The sequence below is a fragment of the Streptomyces sp. NPDC032472 genome (genome assembly GCF_040636955.1).
Classification (GTDB): domain Bacteria; phylum Actinomycetota; class Actinomycetes; order Streptomycetales; family Streptomycetaceae; genus Streptomyces.
In genome coordinates this window covers 83,680-100,430 of the sequence record NZ_JBEZVK010000017.1, presented here as the reverse complement: position 1 = coordinate 100,430, position 16,751 = coordinate 83,680, and the positions used below count along the sequence as shown (strand labels likewise).

Below are 16,751 nucleotides of genomic sequence, written 5' to 3'. Positions count from 1 at the left end.
TGAGGTCGAGGGGGGCTTTGGACGTCTCCATCTTCGTCCCCACTGCCTCGCCCTGTTCCTGAGGTGTGCGGATGCTGGTCCTTCCGGACAACGGGGTCAGGTGCGGAAGACAAGCAGTTCGTTCGGTGTGCTGGGGTCGAAGTCCTGGGTGTGTGCTCCTTCGCTGATGCCGGTAAGGGTGGTGTACGTGTGGGGGAGGGCCAAGTCCGCGTTCTCCAGGTTGAGAGCGGGTTCGGGGTCGGCTGCGAAGAGGTACAGCCTGTCGCTTTCGGGCCGAGCGGCCAGGTGGGGGCCGGAGGCGGCGGACAGCTCGAGGTCGATCGCGTCGGCGGTCGCCAAGGGTGTGCGGAACCGGTGGCGAAGCCGGTCCAGCGCGGTCCGGCTCAGGATGTCGGGCTCGGACGCTGCTTCCGGCCCCCCGTTGGTGACAGGGCTGTCGGCGGGCAGCTGGGCCCCCGCCAGCAGCAGGGTGAGCAGGACGGGTACGGCCTTGAGGGTGAGGGCCTGCGTGGCGGCCCCGAGTCGGTGTGCGCTGCTGTAGGGCAGGGAGAGGGCCAGGCTGCCGGCCTCCGTGCCAAGAGTGACGGGCACGGCGGCGCAGACCGTGTGGGAGGAGTATTCGCGCAGGTCGTAGACGGGGTCGTTGGGGGTGACGCGCTCCAGCCGGTCGAGGAGGATCCGCGGGCTGGTGATGGTGCGTGGCGTGAGGCGGGCGGCCTTGTGCCGGGCGAGGTGGTCGACGCGGGTGGCCGAGTCGAGCTGGGTGAGTAGGCATTTTCCGACGGCGCTGGCGTGCGCGGCCGCACGGAAGTCGACCCACTCGGTGACGGCCGGTGTGATGGGCCCGTCGGCCATCTGCGTGATCCGGACCTCGCCGTCGGTGTAGCGGCTGAGGTAGACGGCGGCGCCGACGCTGTCGCGGGCCAGCGCGAGGGTGTGCTGGAGCTGCGTGGCAAGGCCGCCGGGAGAGGCCAAGCGCACGAGGGCGGGGCCGGGGGCGTAGACGCCGCCGGTGAGGGGCTGGGCGAACTCTTCCTCCACCAGCAGCGTCAGGACCTGGCGCAGCTGCTCAGCGGGAACTCCCGACTCGCGGGAGATCTGTCGGCCGCCCACGCCCAGGGGGTGCTGCTCGAGGACGCGGACCACGCGCTCGGCGATTCGGGCTCGCCGGACCGCGTCGCTGTCCTGTGGGTCCGGCCGTTCCTGGGCGTGGTGGGGCGCCAGCACGAGCGACCAACCGGAGTGAGGCTCCCCCTCGGTGCCGGGCTTTGGGTCTTGGCGCTCCGGGAGTTCGGCCTGGCGCAGGAGACGCGGAGCCCCTCCCGGTTCGACCAGCTCCTGGACGAACTCGACGAGGCCCTCCTTCGGGGCCGGGATGACGCCGAGGAGGTCGTCGTCGTCCTCGCTGACGTACGCGGTCAGGGTGGGGGGGAGGACGTTCTTGGATGGGACGCTGCCGTAGGGGCCCCAGCGCCGGAACGGAACGAACGTCTCGTGGTCGAGCCAGGCCGCCCACACCTCGGCGTCGTCGTATTCCGCGTGCCGGCTGTGGTCGAGGTAGAGGCAGTAGGCGGCGGCATCGCTGCCCGCCGCCGCGGCGAGCTGCCACCAGAACCTGGCCCCCTCGTGTCCGAGAAGATGCAGCAGGCAGGCGAAGACGAGGGGGCCGTGCCAGTCGGTAGGTCCGCCTTGGACGAGATCGTTCAGCACGGAGCCGGAGTCCGGCGTGAACACCGACCGCAAGCAGACCGCGCCGAGCGCACGCTGCGCGTCCGCGGCATCGGCAGGATGGTCTCGGCGTGGGTCGAGCCAGTGCTCAGGACGGGCCGGGGGAACGGCGGTCTCCGGTCCCGGCTCGGGCAGCTCCGACACCAGGCCCCGACCGGCCGTACGCCTGCCGCTCTGAAAGGTGGCCACATCGAGACCGAGCAGACGGGCACGCGCACGGGCCATGTCGGGGTGGGGGTACCTATCGGGGACCTGCGGCCTGGCGTAGATGCCTGCCAGGTACTGGAAGAACTCGCGGTCCCTCATGTTCTGACCTTCCTGTCTCCGTTGGTGCTGCCGGGGCTGGCGAGTAACTGGAGGAGGCGATTGCGGGCCAGGCGCAGCTGGGAACGGACCGTTGCCTCCTCGACGCCCATGAGCTCGGCCGCGTCGGCTGTGGAGAGATCGAACCCGTAGCGCAGGATCACTGCGTCTCTTTGACGTTCGCTCAGCCGACGGACCGCCGTGTAGAAGTGGATGGTCCCGGCGAGGACCTCGTAGTCGTCTTTGCCATCGGCGAGGACCGCCTCAAACGCGGTCACATCAGTGGGCTCGGCCCGCTTCGCTCTCTTGCGCCGCTCGTCGACGATCCGGCCCTTGAGGATGGCCCAGGCATATCCGTCCAGGCTCTCCAGGCCGAGCATGTACAGCCACTTCTTCATGATCTGCTCGAAGGTGTGGGCGACAGCTTCCTCGGCGTCGGCGTCCGACCCCAGCTGCGCGTAGGCATAGCCCAGATACCGCGCGTAGCGCCGTTCATGGAAGGCCCAGAACGTCAGCTGGTTCTCGGTGGTCCAGTCGCTCATGGCCGGACGGCTTGCGGACTCCGCAGCGTCCTCGTCCCCGCCGGAAGCCTCCGGCCCGCCGTGGGTCACCGCATGACCTTGTGGTCATCGTCTGGCTCGGTGCTGGAGCGACGGGCGGCCCCCGACATGGTCGTGATCCCGATCCGCACGCCCGCGGCAAGCAGCCGCCGGCAGCAGCGCACCGCGTCGGGTCCGAAGACGCGGATGGCCAGCGTGACTTCCAGGACCGCCAACCACGGAGCAGCATCTCGCTGCACGTGCCCCTCCCAGGGATGTCGTCGAAGGGCGCCGCACCCCGCCTTCCGCGGCGCCGGAGGCGTCGTCGCCTCCACCCCTATACCGGTCGGAAGGCCTCCGAATGTGCAGGCCAAAAACGATCACTTCCGAAGCCTCAAACGAAACCTTCCGCACCTTTGTGATCCCTTGACTCGGGGCTCACCTCCGGCGAGGGCAGCCGCGCACGATCGAACCGCGGAGAGGCCGGCGCCCCTCAGAGGTGCCGGCCTCTTGCCAGCCGGGTGGCCGCTACCGGTGCTGGTACAGCTGCACCTGCTCCGCGGCGTAGGTGCCGTCCGCCAGGGCCGCGTCGGTGAGCTCGAACCGCTCGGGGCCGGCGGGGCCGGTCTCTGCCCCGGCGCGACCTGGCAGGCACTCGGCGAAACGCTCGACCCCGACGAACGCGAGAACGCCCTAACTCAAGCGCTGATCAGCCTCAACGGACCGTATCGATCCGCCCGTTCCGTCCACGCTGCCGGTCAGTACCCACCGGCGAAAGACATCGATGCCCGCCTGCGGCTCAACGGTACGGCTGGCCCCTCCGCCCCGCAGGTTGGAAAAGCGGGAGGGCGCGTTTGCCGCCATGAGCTGAAGCCAGTCGCTCTCCGACTCCGGGTGCGGAGGCCGGCTACGCGGCGCCGTCGATCCGGAGCTCACGGTCCGGCCCGCAGAAGGGACACGCCTCGATGCCGTCGGTCAGGAGGCGAAGGGCCTCGTGCCGGGTGATCTCCTTGCCGTGGCCGTCGGGGCAGTGGCCGGCGTGGACGCGGAAGGGGCGGGGGCCGTAGCCGGTGCGGTGCACTTCGAGCTTCCAGTCGGGCACCCGCGGCGTCGGCCTGCGGGCCGTGGCGGCGGCCTCTTGCTGTTCCAGGCGGGCCAGGGCCTCGCGGGTCTCGCCCAGCTGCCACTCCAGCCAGCCGACGACCGCCCGGTGCCGGGCGATCAGTTCCGCAAGATTTTCGTTCACGTGTTCTATTTTAGGGGTGGTGGCGCCGGGCTCCGGCCGGGCCGCGTGATTGTCCTGTCTCAGCGAAGGTTCACCGGTCTCACCGAGGATTGACGACCGCGCGGTTCGTCTCATCGAAGCCTCACCGGGCGACGCGGCAGTGTCCCGTGTCATGGAAGCTTGCCGTTCTCAGGAAGGCTGGCATCTCATCTTGTCTGGGTCTCGGTGCGCGTAGATCGATGCCCGGTGGGCCGACGCGAATCGCTTGCACCGGACCACCACGGCTTCCTCGGTGCGCCGGGCCATCCCGGCCTCCCCCCCAGCCCGAGGCTGGTAGGCGGGCCGTCATGCCTCGTTGAGCGCCGCCCCAACCACCTTCCGGTGGACCTCCGCGTCGGCGGACTCGGCAGCGCGGCGACGGCGGTAGTAGTGCACGGTGAGGATGCCGAGCAGCGGCCCCCAGGCCGCCAGCGGCCAGTACGACGCATAGAAGACGAAGGCCTGCCAGCCGTGCGTGCCCCCACCGGGGTTGACGCCGCCGTCGACCCTGCGACCAAAACTGATCATGATCATCGAGTACGGCCAGAGCAGGGTGTTGAACGTTGCGCCGAGGCCGGCCGGGATGACCGCGGCGAGGATCGGCACCCGGCGGCCGCGCAACCATGGGATCCACCGGGGCCACACCTCACCCCACACGCTCACCAGACCGACCGCCAGGAACGCCAGGGCCTCGCTGACCACGCTCAGTGCGATGACGTACCACCACTCGCCGCCGAACCAGTCCGGCGGTGGGCGGCCGTCGCTCGGGGCATCCATCAGCGGGATCCGGAAGTCGACGCTCAGAACCCGCCAGAGCCCGGCGGGCAGCACGGTCAGTGTGATCGCGTAGGCGACCCGCACCGCCCAACGGGGCACACCCGCTGCTGTCCGGCCATGCAGCCTTGCCAGAAATGAGCGAGCGGTCATGGGGGTCCTCCTGGTCCGGACGCCCGGTCAGCGCGGACGGCCTCTTCGTCCGCCGATCCCGTGGGCGCACCTTGCTGAACCGAAGATCGCAGTGAACGCAAGGCGGCACATCCGACCTGAGTGCGGAACGGCTCACCCTCGCGGGGGAGGTCTGCCCTGGAGAAGTCAAACTTCAGTGAGATTGCTCAACCTTCGCTGAGACAGGACAGTGATCAAGCGCGGCGGCGAGGCGTGCGGCCCTCGGCCGCCCTGGTGGTCTTCTTGGCAGCCTTCTTCGCGGTCTTCTTCTTGGCGCCGAGCTCATGGACGGTGGCCTCGGTCTCGCCCCGGGCTTCCCGCGCCTTCTGCACGGACGCCTCCAGGGCGGCCATGAGGTCGATCACCGGGGCGGGTGCCTCGGGGGCCTGTGTGCGCTCCCCGTGGGCCTTGGCTGTGAGGAGTTCCTCTACGGCGTCGCGGTAGTTGTCGCGGATGCCTTCGAGGGTGTCGGTGGTCATCGCGTCGGCGAGGGCGAGGGCGGCCTGGACCTCGTCATCGGTGACGTCCACGGTGGGGGCGGGGACGTCGGCCTCGCGGATCTCGTCGGGCCAGCGGAGGCCGTGGAGGACCAGGACGTCGCCGACGACGCGGAGCAGGCCGAGGCGTTCGCGCTGGTGGAAGGCGAATTTGGCGACGGCGACGCGGCTGGTGCGGCTGAGGGCTTCGCGCAGGAGGACGTACGGCCGTGCGGCGATGGGGTCCGGGGCGGCCAGGTAGTAGGCGCCGGCCCCGAAGGCGGCGGGGTTGACGGAGGCTGCGTGGACGAAGCTGATGATCTCGATCGCCTTGGCGGTGGGCAGGGGGAGGGCGTCGAGTTCGGCGTCGCTGACGGGGATCGTTCCGGTGGAGGTCTCGTAGCCGCGGCCGATCTCGTCGAGGCCGACGGGTTCGTGGTCGAGTTCGCAGACCTTGAGGGTGCGGACGCGGCCGATGAGTCCGCCCTCGTGCTGGTGGATCTGCCGGAAGTGCACGGCATGACGTTCGGTCGCAGGCACGACGGACACCGGGACGCTGACCAGCCCGAACGAGATCGCCCCCTTCCACAGCGGTCTCACGTCTCAGGCCCAGGACTCGGGTCCGGTGCCCTGCCAGTCGAAGAGGGCCTCGTCGGTCAGGTCGATGTCCTCGGCGTCGGCCATGCCGGCCCGGTAGAGGAACTCCCGGACGTCCCGCTTGCTGGTCGCGCGGCCGAGTTCCTCGCGCCGGTAGGTCACCAGGCGGCGGCCCCGCTCGTCGGGAGGGTGGATGGTCACTTTGGACTAGTCGGCCATGGCTCCAGAGTCGCGGCCGATGCCCGGAGCCGCACTCAGGCCCAGTCCGGTCGGGTCCAGGCCGCAGCATTCGCTGGCCCCCGAGGGGTGGGGCTGGACCAGCCGGCCGACCAGGCCACCCCGTCCAGCCAGCCGCCGACGGCGCGACTTCGATCAGCCGCGCAGCTGCCGTCGGGCCCCTCGATCCTGCCGGGTGGGCGGTGCTACCGCCTCGCCCTGGGGCCCCCGGCGGCCCCAAGGGAGGAACAGGGCTAGCGAGGCCAGTACCTGGCCCAGGCCCGGCAGGATGTGCGGTAAGTCCTGGGGCCGCGCCTTCGCCACTACCGCGCGGGCGACGATGGCGACCACGGTGAGCAGTACGACGATGACCGCAAGCGCGGCGAGCAGGACGTAGGCGGGCACGGCAGAAGCAAGTTCCGTCACGGGGACCTCCGGATACAGGTAAAGCCCCGGCGGGCGCCGAGGCTTTCGAACACAGGACATGCGGGGGTAGGGAACAAGGAACTCCCGCCCGGAATGCGGGCGGGAGCTTTGGTGCAGTGGAACCGGCAGGGGATTTGGTGGAGCCATCGACCCTGCCGTCATGCTGCACCGTCGTGAGGGAGCGCGGGCTCCACCTCGTTCCGCCGGTGCCTCTATATGGGGCGTCATGGTGGCAGCGCACGGGACGTCCGGTCAAACCTCATGGTCAGGTCATGTGGTCTGTCCAAGCTGGCGCGGGGTCTGCGCCCTTCCGGCCTTCTCCGCACGGGCCCGGAGCAGCGCGGCGGCCTCGGTCGCCGCGGCCTGGCGGGCGGCGCTGAATGCGGGCCTGCTCGATCGGGGCCGGCGCATCGTCCGGTACTGCGGGCGGCTCGGGGAACGCCCGGCGGGGCAGCTCCCGCATCGCGGCGCTCTGCCGCTCCACCGCCTGTGATGGGGATTCTTGAAACCGGCCAGGGCTGCTCGTCGCCCCACTTGAGTCAGGGGTTCAACAGAGTGGGGAGTGGCAACGAGCATGGTGAGTCCGACACTGAGGAACACCAGCGCGGAGATCAGGTCATCCCTGCTGGGTGCTGAGAGTCGGTGGACGAGGTCGGTCAGTGGCTGCGGGGCGCGTACATGATCACGGCCATGCCTGCAAGGCACACCAGGGCGCCGATCACGTCCCAGCGGTCGGGCCGGTAGCCATCGGCGATCATGCCCCATGCGATCGACCCGGCCACGAAGATCCCGCCGTACGCGGCGAGGATGCGCCCGAAGTTGTCGTCGGACTGGAAGGTGGCCACCACGCCATACAAGCCCAGCGCGATGACGCCAGCGCCGATCCAGATCCAGCCCTTGTGCTCGCGGAGGCCCTGCCAGACCAGCCAGGCGCCGCCGATCTCGAAGAGGGCGGCGACGAAGAACAGGGCAATGGAACGAGCGACAACCATGCGGGCGACCCTATCGGCGGCCCGTGCTCGTGATCTTCAGCGGGTCCGCGGACGCCTTGCAGCCGCACCCGCCCTCACCTGCGGCCTTCGCCGCGCAGGAGCAGGGGAGGGAGCGGCGGCGCTGGCCGAGCCACCAGGTCCCGGCGGCGAGCACGGCCAGGACGACGGCGAGGGCGGGCAGCCAGCCCACTACCGCCCCGGCCCCGGCGCCGACGACGCCCGCGGTGATCAGGACGGGCAGCGCGCAGCACGCCACGCAGGCCAGGGCGGCCAGGCCCCCGAGCGCCTTCGGGGCGCGGTGGGGGCGCAGGTCAGCAGCAGGGTCCGGCATGGCGGTTCTCCTCGGCGAGGTGGGTGAAGGGGATGGGACAGCAGGCGCTGGAGGCACAGACGGTCAGGTCGTCGCAGCCTGCTTCGACGGCAGCGGCCAGGGCGGTGCGGATGGTGGTCAGGTCGGCGATCTTCGCGTCGACCTCGGCGAGCTTGGCCGCAGCACGTTCCTGGAGGCCCGCGACGGGACGGCCGTGCCGGTGGCGGCCGGCCTCCAACAGCTCGGCGACCTCCTCCAGCGTGAACCCGAGCCGCTGGGCGGCCTTGATCACCCGCAGCGCGGTCACCGCCTCCTCGCCGTACAGGCGGTGACCGCCATTGCTTCGTTCCGGCTCGGCCAGCAGGCCACGCCGCTCGTAGTAGCGCAGCGTCTGCACGTTCACCCCGGCCGCCTCGGCGACCTGTCCACTGCGCAGGCCCGAGCTCACCGTGACTCCCGGGAGGCAGCGGTCCGCGCGGCGAGGGCGTCCAGGACGGCCTCGTGCGCCGGATCCACTGAGATGTCCAGTGCGATCAAGTCCTCGCCCGGGGTGGTGGTGAAGGTGAAGAACGAGCAGCAGCCGTTCTCACGCTCCACCAAATCACGGACCCGCTCCTCAACGCCCGGCCCGCCAGCCAGGTCCAGGCGCAGCCGGAGCGGCTGGGGCCGCGACAGCGAGATCAGCCCCTCGGAGAACAGCGCGTCCCACTCGGCGACCCGTAGGGGCCGCTCCTCGGTGGGCAGCGTGCAGGACTGCGGCACCCACGCCAGATCACTCATCGCACTCACTCCCGTCATCACGCCCCCGAGGGCGGGGACACCTCCGACGGTAAACCCGTACCTAGGTACAGGCTGCAAGTCCTGGACGCGGCTACAGGTGGGGAGATCCACTGAGCATGTGTGGGGTGGGCCGAGCAATGGGGTGGCCGATTTCAAAGAGCCCCATCACCTGCGCGATGTGCGGGTCCACCCGGGACCGGGGGCGCGGCCTGGCGGTGCGCCTCGATCGCACGGCGGTAGCCCTCCGGCGGCGTCCGGCGCTCCACCGGCGCGGCGGAGATTGGCCGGCTGCGGGGCCGGGTCGGCGGCCGCTGGGGCGGGGCCGGCCTTCATGGCTGCGGGGGCCAGGACGTGCAGGGAGCGGACATTCGCGCCGGGCACCCGCTCGGTGGCCGTCGCGATCAGCTTCGGCGCGCTCCAGCGCAGCTGCGTACCGCTGGCCGGGCCATCACCGACCGCTCGCAGGGTCTGCACGCCGAAATCGAGGCCGCGGGACTTCCCTTCCTCCACCGGTTCGTGGAGCTCGCACTCGCCTTCCATCACGCCGTCCGCGGCGAGGACCAGGACCTGGCCGCCACCTGAACGCCTGCTCGCCGGAAACTGACCCTGGACGCACGGACGGCCCCGACCATGTCTGGTCGGGGCCGTCGCCACGCACGGGCCGGGATACATCAGCCGGCGTCGGGGCGCTTCCCGACGAGCTGGGTGAGCAGCTCGATGATCTGAGCCTGATTGCGGTCGATCTTCTCGTTCAGAGCTTCGACCTTCTGGTCGAGGTTGCCGATTTGGAGGCGTACCGCGGTGAGGTCGGACTTGATGATCCCGAACTCGCGGTCGTGCTTCTCCGCGACCTCTTCGAATCGCCGGGTCAGGGCAGCGAGCTCGCTGTGGGCGATGGGGTCCTCGGGCACGCGGTACTCCTGCCAGATCAAAAACTGCAGATAAGAAGGCTTCACGATACCGCGCCGATACCTCGTACGGCCTACGCCTTCACGGCTGCGGCGCAAGGTGCTGCCCGCGGTCGGCGGGGCCCGAACTGGGGCGGGACCGTGCAAGGCAGGCTGGTGGCAGCGACGGGGTCGACCGCGGCGAACACGATGATCGGGGGCTTCCGCAGCCAGGAAGGACGGGGCGCGGCCAGCGAGAGCCTCGCGTGAACGGGCGCTTCAACCCTCGCCGCGGGGCGAGTCCAGGTAGCGGTTCGCTGCGGCGACGAAGAGGTGCCCTTTGTCGCCGTACAGGGCTGCGAGGAGGACTGCGATGGCCGCCGCGTCGCTGGGCTTGTGGTCCAGGCCCGAGACGTTGTCCGGCAGAAAGAGCCACTCTTGAAGGTCCTTGGTGGCCTGTCCCCAGGGACTGGCATCTCGGTCTTGGAAGGCCACCGTGCCCAGGGCTGCGTACACCTGTTCATGTACGAGGTCGACGATCTTAGGAAGGAGCGGGCCGCTGATCCGGGCGGTCCAGTTATCGGGATCGTCCGGCTTGGGGCCCTTGCCTGTCTTCGTGAACTGGTCCTTCCGTTCGACGAGGTAGTCGTAGGTGGTGAACTCGTTGCCGTCGTCGAGGTACGGCATCAAGGGCAGAGCCTGCTCGACCAGCTTGCTGGTGACGGCTGCGTCGACGAACACCTATGCATCTCCTTCCCAGCCACCCGTCACGGTGCGGCCGGTTCGCGTGAGCACCCAGTAGGCCACTGGCTGAGGAATCGGGACGGGCAAGGCAGGTCAGGTGAGGGGGACCCAACCGAGGAAGATGTAGCCAGCGGCCCCATAGCGCATGAGGTCGGGGAGGCCGATGGTGGAGGTCGGCTCGCATGCGGTGGAGATGCCCAGCAGCAGCCCGCCTAGGGCGCGGCACGCCTTGATGGTGTCCAGGTCCGCTGACGACGACCACTGGCCGTCCGGACCGGCGTCGATGTGGATGGTGGACCCGGTCAGTCGGGCGCGGGGCGGCTTCTGGTCGGCCACCCATTTGTCGACGCGCAGCTCGCGGCCCATCGGGCGGAAGCCGCGGGCCCGCCAGTACCGTTCGGTGGTCACGCTCCAGCCGTCACCGCCGTCCTGGTCCAGGTTCACGCCTTCCAGGTGCGGGCAGACGATGAGCGTCGCCCGCGGGGGTCGGTCATTTTCCTCGTCCATCGGCAGGGTGAAGAAGCGGCTGGTCCAGGACATGTGTGTGCCCACCATGATCGAACGGAGCTCGTACCAGCCGGAGGGGCGGCAATCCTGGTGGTTGAGCGTCGTGGACAGGACCGGGCCCAAGTCGTCGACGGCGAGGGCGGGCGTCTGGTCACCGAGTGGCTGCCCGCAGGTCTGGCAGTCCCGCTTATGCAGGTTGAACGCCACTTCCTTGCGGGCCTGCTCCGACAAACGCGACATGATCTCGTCCGCGACCAACAGCTCGGTCACTGCCACCGGTACCTCCCCCTGCCACCAGGCCGCACGTCGCGTCCCACTGCCGCAGATCATGAAGTGGTACATCCTGCGGCACACCGGCGTTCCCTGGGGCTGCCCGGTTCGGTACCCGCAATGGCTGAGAAGGCACTATTGGCGCCACAAAAGCAGGTTCTGCTGTCAGGTCGCCGGGACGCTTGCAGCGGTGGCCTTGGTCAAGATGTTTCCTGGATCGGCCGTCACAGGTCGGGCAGGCCCAGTTCCCGGTACGGGCGGCACAGCGGGCACGCGATCACGGACGGCACCGCACGCAGTACCTCCACGGCCATGTCCCGGGTGGCGGAGCGCGAGCGGGCTCCGCGGCGGCAGTCGCTGGTGTGGACGCGGGTCGGCTGCCGCTGGACGGCCGATGCCGTACTCGATCCACCACCGCAACGGTTCCAGGAGCGGCCGTCGGCGCGCGACTCCGGCCTCTGCTTCCCACACCTCTTGAATCTTGGTCTCGACGCGATCGCGGGTGAGCTCGAGCCATCGGCGTATCACCACCAGCTCGTCCAAATTTGGCGGCAGGGGAAGCAGCGGGTCTCGGCCGGCCATGGCGGCTACGCCGCCTCCGAGGCGTTCTCTGCGGCGCTAGGTGCGGCGGGGCGGGCCTGCTTCTTCAGCAGCATGCGGGCCTCGACGACCTTCTCCCGCTCGACGGTCTTCCAGTACGGGTGGTCGACCACGGCGGCCGACAGGTCCCGCAGCTCCTGCCACATCCGGTCCACGCGCTCCTTCTGCTCCGGCGTCCAGCCCGGGCTGTCAGGGACGTCCCCACGGTGGGAGAAGCGCTCCCCGCGCGCCCACCCCTTGACCGGTTCCACGCTCCATGGCAGGCCGGCCAGATACGCGGTGTGCTCGGCACGAATGCGGTGGAGGCGCTCTTGGAGCTGGAGGAGGTCGTCGGGGAAGACGTTCGCGTTCGAGGTCACCCCTGAATCGTAAACCTGTTCGATTTCTGAAGGGAACTCGACGCTCAGTGATGTCGCCTGTTCGGCGGTCTGCTGGAGCTCCACGGGGCCCGGGGAAACCGAGTCCACGGAAGGCTCGGCCGTCTCGGCCTCTGGCGGACCGTCCGGCCGCGGTGCATGGCTGGAGCCTCCCGTCAGCACCGGGGCGGGATCCTGAACGCGCTGCCGCGAGATCGGGCGAGTGGTCGAGAACGTGCCGCCTGTGGCGATAGGGGTATTCAGGGTCGCAGGAGAAGTTATGGCCACAGGTTGAGCTGGGGAGGCCGCGTCCGTTGCCGTGCGGCAGGTGGGGGCATTTGGACTGGACTTCGGTGCTGCCCCCTCCGGCGGCGCCGGGTTCAGGATGACGGTGCCCTCCAGCAGGTCCTCGAGCCGGTCGCGGTCCGCGCTGGTCACCCAGAACTTGTCGAGCCTTGATCCCCTGAGATGTTCGACGGGCACGATGGAGCCGGCCGCCGTCTGGCGAACTAGGTCGTCGAACAGCACGTCACGAGGTTTGGGCGTGACGTGGTGTTTTCCGCACCGCCGGACACCGTCGGGGCAGGGATAGAGCGCCCGAAGATCGCAGAGCCAGAAGTCCAGGGCTCGGAAACCGGAGACAACGCGCAGGTCGCCGGTCTTCGCGATGACGTGGGCGGGCAGATTGTTGCTCCCAGTCCACTGGGTGTCGTTGCGTCGGGCGTAGTCGACCCGGTCGGTGTGCCAGGCCGGCGTGATGCCCAGCTTCGCCGCCTTTGCAGCGCGTGCCTTCACGCTGCGCGGTCCCTCGGCTCCGGCGGACGAGAGCTGGATCTCCCAGCCGATGCGACGGCCGCCCTCCCCTTCGACCAGGGTGTCGGTCTGGATCCAGCCTCGGGTTCCGACGGGCGTACGGACTTCGCTGTCGCCTGGGAAGCCGCCTTCCTCGGCGGCGCGAAGGATCCGTTCCTGGTACGCCTTGTGCTCGTCACTCATGGGCGCCTTGTGGCGTTCCTCGTCCTCGGCCCGCTCGTGAACGGCCTCGCGCCGACCATTGGCGCGCAGCCGCAGGTGCATCCAGGCCACCACCCCCTTTTCCTGGCAGATCCCGCCGCACTGCAGCCCGCGCTCGGAGACCGGGACGTTGCGTGAGGCATAGAGCCGATCCGTGTCGTAGATCAGGTCCCACAGGCCCTCAATGCCTTGCCCGAGATCATTTTGTGTGAGGTCGAGACGCATCTTGAGCTTGGTGTGCCAGACGATGTTGGCCATGGCCTGCCCTCCCCCTGAAGAAGACCGCTGCCATTCACGGTAGAGGGCGCCACTGACAATCCGACAGGTGACGATTACAGTCAGCGATCTTGCTGGCAGCGCCGCTGGCGATTTGGGCCAATGCGGGCCGGAAACGTCCGCCGGAACAATCAGCTAGAGGGTGGATTGGCTTCGGACCACATTGGGCGGCGGGGTAACTGCCGCCCGTGGCGGGCTGCACCGAGCTCCGTCGAAACCAACTGCACCACTCCGCGCCTGAGCGGGTGACCAAGGAGGCATCAGGCACGCTATGAAGTGCCGTTTCTCTGGTGAATCATCGCGCCCAGCTGGGTGATGTGCCCGCCGCTTTCGTCCTGGACGAGTTGATGGGCGGCTACAACCCGGGGCGTGATCAAGAACCTGCTGATGCGCGGCCTGCCCGCACTCGCCCTGTCCGCCTTGCCCCTGCTCGCCACCGCCACGCCGGCCTCTGCCGACGGCCCGGCCTCGGCCATCACCCTGCCCGCCGCGCTGGAGACGACGTCCCTGTTCGAGGGCATCGACCGCATCCCTGCGGCCGTCGAGTCCCGCGACGGCTACGTCCGCACCGCTTTCAAGCACTGGAACGCCGGAGCCATCACGGACGACGGATGCAACACTCGAGCCGAGGTCATCCTCCAGGAAGCCGTCGAGTACCCCGAGATCGCCCCAGGCTGCAAGCTCACCGGCGGCCGCTGGTTCTCCCCGTACGACGACACCTGGGTCACCTCCGCCTCCGCCCTGGACGTAGACCACCTCGTCCCGCTCGCCGAGAGCTGGGACTCCGGGGCTTCGGCCTGGACCGCCAAGCGCCGCGAGGCCTACGCCAACGACCTGGCCACCCCGACCTCGTTGATCGCGGTCACCGCCAAGTCCAACCGCGCCAAGGCCGACAAGGACCCGGCCGAGTGGCTGCCCCCGACCGCCACCTACCACTGCACCTACGTCACCGGCTGGGTTGAGACCAAGCTGCGCTGGTCCCTGACCGCCGACGACCGCGAGCGCGAGGCACTCCTCGGCCTCGCCGAAGACTGCCCCGGCGCCACCGTCACCTACGAGACCGTCCCCTTCGACACCAAGAAGTAGACGCGCCCTGCTACAGCGGCACGGTCAGGCGGGACCCGATCCGGAAGCGCATCTCCACGGCGGCATGGCGGACTTCCTCGGGCTGCTCGTCATCGTCGAGCACTCCGAGGAGGACCATCAGGGCCCGCGCCTCGTCTTCGCTGATCAGCTTCAGTCGCGGCTCGGTGACCCCGTCGAGGAGCACGTCCAGCATCTCGTCCATGCCCAGAACAACGCTGAGCCGACCGGTCCGTCACCAAGGGTTTCCCGACCTTCTGGCCGCCGCCGAGCAGCTGCCCGACGGCCTGGTCCTCGAGGCGGAGGTCGTCGCCTGGGACACCGCAGCCGGCCGCGGGGCGGCCACGGCTGGGATGCAGCCCGCCGGAAGGCGTACGCGAACGACCAGGCGTCCCCAGACACCCTGATCGCCGTCTCCGCCGCCTCCAACAGGAGCAAGAGTGACAAGGAGCCGGCGCAGTGGCGGCTCCTACCACTGCACCTACGCGGCCACCTCGGTCGGCACCAAGCTCCGATGGAGCCTCGCGGCCCACGAAGCTGAGCGCCAGGCCCTCCTCGGCCTCGCCGAAGACTGCCCCGCCACTAGCGTCGTCTACGAGACCGCACCCTGACCAACGCCGTGCCGGCCCGGACCGCGCAGCAGGACCTCCCGACAGGATTACGGCTGCGGCCGGGGGCGACCGTGGCAGAACGTCGCGGCGGCGCCGGCATACACGCGGGCATCGCGCTTGCAGGGCCGGGGTCACGGCGGAGCCAAGGTGCTCTGGCCCGCGCCGGACATACCGGCCCCGCGTCTGTCACTGACGGCGGAGCTGGGCGCAGTCCGCTGTGAGCTGGATGACCAAGTCGCTGTCTTCGTCAGGGACGTCCCGCTGGAGCAGGTGTGAGACCTCGCGGTGAAGGCGTAGTGCTTCACCGGTGCCGGCAGCGGCGAGGACGGCCGACCACAGGGGGCTGCCGGGGAGGGTGTTCTTCTCGATCGTTTCCAGGAGGCTGAGTTTGTCCTGGTAGGTGAGGCGGGCCAGCTGACGCTGGCCGGTTTTCTGCCCGATTTCCTCCCAGGTGGTAGTCCGCCCCTCCCGGGCCGCCTTCTTCAGCGCGCCGGAGACGAACAATGCCAGGTAGGCCAGCTTCTCGGCATGCGCCTGATGCTCTGCAGCGTCGGCTTGGCGACGCCTCTCGGTCAGGACCCGTTCAGCCTGGCTACGGCGCTCCGCTTCCCGCTGGTGCCGTTCAGCTTCCCGCCGGCGCTGTTCGTCCGCGAGCTGGCGGGCCTTGGCGAGGCGCTCCTCGGCCAACGCACGCTTGTGGGCTGCCTGCCGCTCACGCGCCGCGCGCACCGCCTCTCGCTCCTCAGAGGTGGCGTCGGGGTCCTCCACCAGCTGCGCGGCTTTCAGGAGAAGGGGGGTGTGGGGGTGCCGGAGCCGGACCCTATCGGCAGCCGCCGACCCGCACTGGCTGCGCGTGGTCTGCGCCGAGGCCGGCACCGAAGGCGGCAACCTGTGGATCGGCCCGTCCACCTCCCGCGCCTGACCCGCTTCACTGCCCCGCCCCGCCCTGTTCCGCATCCGGGACTGGGCCATCAAGGCGTACGCGTACCGGGCCGAGCTTCCCCACCTGGGACAACCTGAACGTTCACAAAGACCGCCGTATGCGGGCCTTCATCGACGCACACGACTGGATCACCGCCTACCATCTGCCGCCATACACCCCCGACCTCAACCCAGTGGAAGGCATCTGGTCAATCCTCCGCCGGACCAGTCAGGCCAACACCGCCTTCACCGACCCCGACCACCTCATCCGCCGACTACGACACGGCCTCCGCCACATCCAATACCGGAGCGACATCATCGACGGATGCCTCGTGGCGACCGGCCTCACCCTGACGGCACCACGCCTACAACCTCAGTAACGAATGAGAGGTGTCGTTCTCGTCCGGGCCGGCGGCCTTGTGCGTGCGGGCACAACGACGGCGGGGCCGCCCCCTTACGGACGGCCCCGCGTTCAGCTTGTAGATCAGGCTGCGGTGCTGGGCTTGAAGACTGCCGTGAACCAAGCAGGCCGCGGGTACACCATGCAGGCCGACGGCTCCAACGGATTCCATATGGACACCGACTTCGCCAACCCCGACCACGCAGCCCAGCAGCACCGCCGCCGCCGAGGAATCCGATGACCGACATCAGCGCCCTCACCCGCCTGTGCCCTCCGTACTCGCCGGCCGCACCCGCGTCCCCCTCTTCCCCAAGAGCCTCACCGAGCAGACCCCGCAGTTCACCCCCTCCCACCCCGTCCTCTACAAGCCCGCGCCCACCCCGGACCAGACCCCCACCGATACCAACGCCATCCGCATCTGGGCCCAGGCCAACGGATACAGCGTCCCCCCACGCGGCCGGATCCCTCCCAATGGGTCTGTCAATCGAACGGTGTAACGAGGGCGG

General features: G+C 69.5%; 24 protein-coding genes and 3 pseudogenes. 7 read left to right on the top strand and 20 right to left on the bottom strand.

What is annotated here, in order from left to right; all coding sequences use genetic code 11:
- Positions 1-459 precede the first annotated feature (459 nt).
- From AB0F11_RS14045 to AB0F11_RS13985, 13 genes and pseudogenes are all read right to left on the bottom strand, one after another.
- Positions 460-1,158: pseudogene (locus AB0F11_RS14045) on the bottom strand (IclR family transcriptional regulator C-terminal domain-containing protein); the annotation flags it as partial.
- 872 nt (positions 1,159-2,030) lie between these two features.
- Positions 2,031-2,573, bottom strand: coding sequence for an RNA polymerase sigma factor (locus tag AB0F11_RS14040; RefSeq protein ID WP_362172199.1), 543 nt, complete (start codon positions 2,571-2,573; stop codon positions 2,031-2,033).
- A 65-nt stretch (positions 2,574-2,638) separates the two neighbouring features.
- Positions 2,639-2,830: a hypothetical protein gene (locus AB0F11_RS14035; RefSeq protein ID WP_362172196.1), complete on the bottom strand. Its 192-nt coding sequence runs from the start codon at positions 2,828-2,830 to the stop codon at positions 2,639-2,641.
- Between the two features lie 647 nt (positions 2,831-3,477).
- Complete coding sequence (locus AB0F11_RS14030; protein WP_362172193.1) at positions 3,478-3,816, bottom strand: DUF6233 domain-containing protein; 339 nt, start codon at positions 3,814-3,816, stop codon at positions 3,478-3,480.
- Between the two features lie 324 nt (positions 3,817-4,140).
- A complete protein-coding gene (locus AB0F11_RS14025) occupies positions 4,141-4,710 on the bottom strand; it encodes a hypothetical protein (RefSeq protein ID WP_362172190.1) in 570 nt (189 codons plus the stop codon).
- Positions 4,711-4,973: 263 nt separating this feature from the next.
- The gene (locus AB0F11_RS14020; protein WP_362172187.1) at positions 4,974-5,855 is read right to left on the bottom strand and encodes a Ku protein; all 882 of its coding nucleotides are present in this window, start codon (positions 5,853-5,855) and stop codon (positions 4,974-4,976) included.
- A 3-nt stretch (positions 5,856-5,858) separates the two neighbouring features.
- Positions 5,859-6,053 carry a hypothetical protein gene (locus AB0F11_RS14015; RefSeq protein ID WP_362172184.1) on the bottom strand — a complete coding sequence of 65 codons (195 nt, stop codon included), beginning with the start codon at positions 6,051-6,053 and terminating at the stop codon, positions 5,859-5,861.
- A gap of 171 nt (positions 6,054-6,224) precedes the next feature.
- Positions 6,225-6,494, bottom strand: a complete 270-nt coding sequence (locus AB0F11_RS14010) for a hypothetical protein (protein WP_362172181.1) — start codon at positions 6,492-6,494, stop codon at positions 6,225-6,227.
- A 270-nt stretch (positions 6,495-6,764) separates the two neighbouring features.
- A pseudogene (locus tag AB0F11_RS14005) lies at positions 6,765-6,987 on the bottom strand (DUF721 domain-containing protein); the annotation flags it as partial.
- A gap of 163 nt (positions 6,988-7,150) precedes the next feature.
- Entirely contained in the window at positions 7,151-7,486 is a 336-nt protein-coding gene (locus AB0F11_RS14000; protein ID WP_362172178.1) for a YnfA family protein, read from the bottom strand.
- 10 nt (positions 7,487-7,496) lie between these two features.
- On the bottom strand, positions 7,497-7,817 hold the full coding sequence (locus AB0F11_RS13995) for a hypothetical protein (protein WP_362172176.1): 321 nt from the start codon (positions 7,815-7,817) through the stop codon (positions 7,497-7,499).
- A complete protein-coding gene (locus AB0F11_RS13990; protein WP_362172173.1) occupies positions 7,798-8,244 on the bottom strand; it encodes a MerR family transcriptional regulator in 447 nt (148 codons plus the stop codon). Before AB0F11_RS13990 ends, AB0F11_RS13995 begins: the two co-directional genes overlap by 20 nt.
- Positions 8,241-8,576 (bottom strand): hypothetical protein, encoded by a 336-nt coding sequence (locus tag AB0F11_RS13985; RefSeq protein WP_362172170.1) that lies wholly within the window; start codon positions 8,574-8,576, stop codon positions 8,241-8,243. Before AB0F11_RS13985 ends, AB0F11_RS13990 begins: the two co-directional genes overlap by 4 nt.
- Before the next feature lie 351 nt (positions 8,577-8,927).
- Between AB0F11_RS13985 and AB0F11_RS13980 the strand changes: the two genes are divergently transcribed.
- A complete protein-coding gene (locus AB0F11_RS13980; protein ID WP_362172167.1) occupies positions 8,928-9,158 on the top strand; it encodes a hypothetical protein in 231 nt (76 codons plus the stop codon).
- 89 nt (positions 9,159-9,247) lie between these two features.
- On the opposite strand, the gene AB0F11_RS13975 is transcribed toward AB0F11_RS13980, so the two are convergent.
- The 5 genes from AB0F11_RS13975 to AB0F11_RS13955 form a co-directional block, all read right to left on the bottom strand.
- Positions 9,248-9,487 carry a hypothetical protein gene (locus AB0F11_RS13975; protein WP_362172164.1) on the bottom strand — a complete coding sequence of 80 codons (240 nt, stop codon included), beginning with the start codon at positions 9,485-9,487 and terminating at the stop codon, positions 9,248-9,250.
- A gap of 255 nt (positions 9,488-9,742) precedes the next feature.
- A complete protein-coding gene (locus AB0F11_RS13970) occupies positions 9,743-10,204 on the bottom strand; it encodes a hypothetical protein (RefSeq protein ID WP_362172161.1) in 462 nt (153 codons plus the stop codon).
- Positions 10,205-10,300: 96 nt separating this feature from the next.
- Positions 10,301-10,990 carry a hypothetical protein gene (locus AB0F11_RS13965; RefSeq protein WP_362172159.1) on the bottom strand — a complete coding sequence of 230 codons (690 nt, stop codon included), beginning with the start codon at positions 10,988-10,990 and terminating at the stop codon, positions 10,301-10,303.
- Between the two features lie 218 nt (positions 10,991-11,208).
- A complete protein-coding gene (locus tag AB0F11_RS13960; protein ID WP_362172334.1) occupies positions 11,209-11,481 on the bottom strand; it encodes a DUF6233 domain-containing protein in 273 nt (90 codons plus the stop codon).
- A gap of 90 nt (positions 11,482-11,571) precedes the next feature.
- Positions 11,572-13,212, bottom strand: a complete 1,641-nt coding sequence (locus AB0F11_RS13955; RefSeq protein ID WP_362172156.1) for a hypothetical protein — start codon at positions 13,210-13,212, stop codon at positions 11,572-11,574.
- Positions 13,213-13,602: 390 nt separating this feature from the next.
- Between AB0F11_RS13955 and AB0F11_RS13950 the strand changes: the two genes are divergently transcribed.
- Complete coding sequence (locus AB0F11_RS13950; protein ID WP_362172331.1) at positions 13,603-14,316, top strand: HNH endonuclease family protein; 714 nt, start codon at positions 13,603-13,605, stop codon at positions 14,314-14,316.
- A gap of 10 nt (positions 14,317-14,326) precedes the next feature.
- Here the strand turns inward: AB0F11_RS13950 and AB0F11_RS13945 are convergent, their stop codons facing one another.
- Entirely contained in the window at positions 14,327-14,518 is a 192-nt protein-coding gene (locus tag AB0F11_RS13945) for a hypothetical protein (RefSeq protein ID WP_362172154.1), read from the bottom strand.
- A 235-nt stretch (positions 14,519-14,753) separates the two neighbouring features.
- Between AB0F11_RS13945 and AB0F11_RS13940 the strand changes: the two genes are divergently transcribed.
- Positions 14,754-14,924, top strand: coding sequence for a hypothetical protein (locus AB0F11_RS13940; protein WP_362172151.1), 171 nt, complete (start codon positions 14,754-14,756; stop codon positions 14,922-14,924).
- 186 nt (positions 14,925-15,110) lie between these two features.
- Here the strand turns inward: AB0F11_RS13940 and AB0F11_RS13935 are convergent, their stop codons facing one another.
- Positions 15,111-15,692 carry a hypothetical protein gene (locus tag AB0F11_RS13935; RefSeq protein ID WP_362172346.1) on the bottom strand — a complete coding sequence of 194 codons (582 nt, stop codon included), beginning with the start codon at positions 15,690-15,692 and terminating at the stop codon, positions 15,111-15,113.
- A 28-nt stretch (positions 15,693-15,720) separates the two neighbouring features.
- On the opposite strand from AB0F11_RS13935, the gene AB0F11_RS13930 reads away from it, so the two are divergent.
- From AB0F11_RS13930 to AB0F11_RS13915, 4 genes and pseudogenes are all read left to right on the top strand, one after another.
- Positions 15,721-15,846, top strand: coding sequence for a hypothetical protein (locus AB0F11_RS13930; protein ID WP_362172343.1), 126 nt, complete (start codon positions 15,721-15,723; stop codon positions 15,844-15,846).
- Between the two features lie 85 nt (positions 15,847-15,931).
- Positions 15,932-16,225, top strand: a pseudogene (locus tag AB0F11_RS13925) (transposase); the annotation flags it as partial.
- Between the two features lie 135 nt (positions 16,226-16,360).
- Positions 16,361-16,486: a hypothetical protein gene (locus AB0F11_RS13920; protein ID WP_362172148.1), complete on the top strand. Its 126-nt coding sequence runs from the start codon at positions 16,361-16,363 to the stop codon at positions 16,484-16,486.
- 25 nt (positions 16,487-16,511) lie between these two features.
- Positions 16,512-16,742: a hypothetical protein gene (locus tag AB0F11_RS13915; protein WP_362172145.1), complete on the top strand. Its 231-nt coding sequence runs from the start codon at positions 16,512-16,514 to the stop codon at positions 16,740-16,742.
- Positions 16,743-16,751 lie beyond the last annotated feature (9 nt).

What these genes read in the sequence shown, in the direction of transcription:
- AB0F11_RS13955 (WP_362172156.1), bottom strand. Translation starts at nt 13,212, where the DNA reads ATGGCCAACATCGTCTGGCACACCAAGCTCAAGATGCGTCTCGACCTC.
- AB0F11_RS14000 (WP_362172178.1), bottom strand. Translation starts at nt 7,486, where the DNA reads ATGGTTGTCGCTCGTTCCATTGCCCTGTTCTTCGTCGCCGCCCTCTTC.
- AB0F11_RS13985 (WP_362172170.1), bottom strand. Translation starts at nt 8,576, where the DNA reads ATGAGTGATCTGGCGTGGGTGCCGCAGTCCTGCACGCTGCCCACCGAG.
- AB0F11_RS13945 (WP_362172154.1), bottom strand. Translation starts at nt 14,518, where the DNA reads ATGGACGAGATGCTGGACGTGCTCCTCGACGGGGTCACCGAGCCGCGA.
- AB0F11_RS13995 (WP_362172176.1), bottom strand. Translation starts at nt 7,817, where the DNA reads ATGCCGGACCCTGCTGCTGACCTGCGCCCCCACCGCGCCCCGAAGGCG.
- AB0F11_RS14040 (WP_362172199.1), bottom strand. Translation starts at nt 2,573, where the DNA reads ATGAGCGACTGGACCACCGAGAACCAGCTGACGTTCTGGGCCTTCCAT.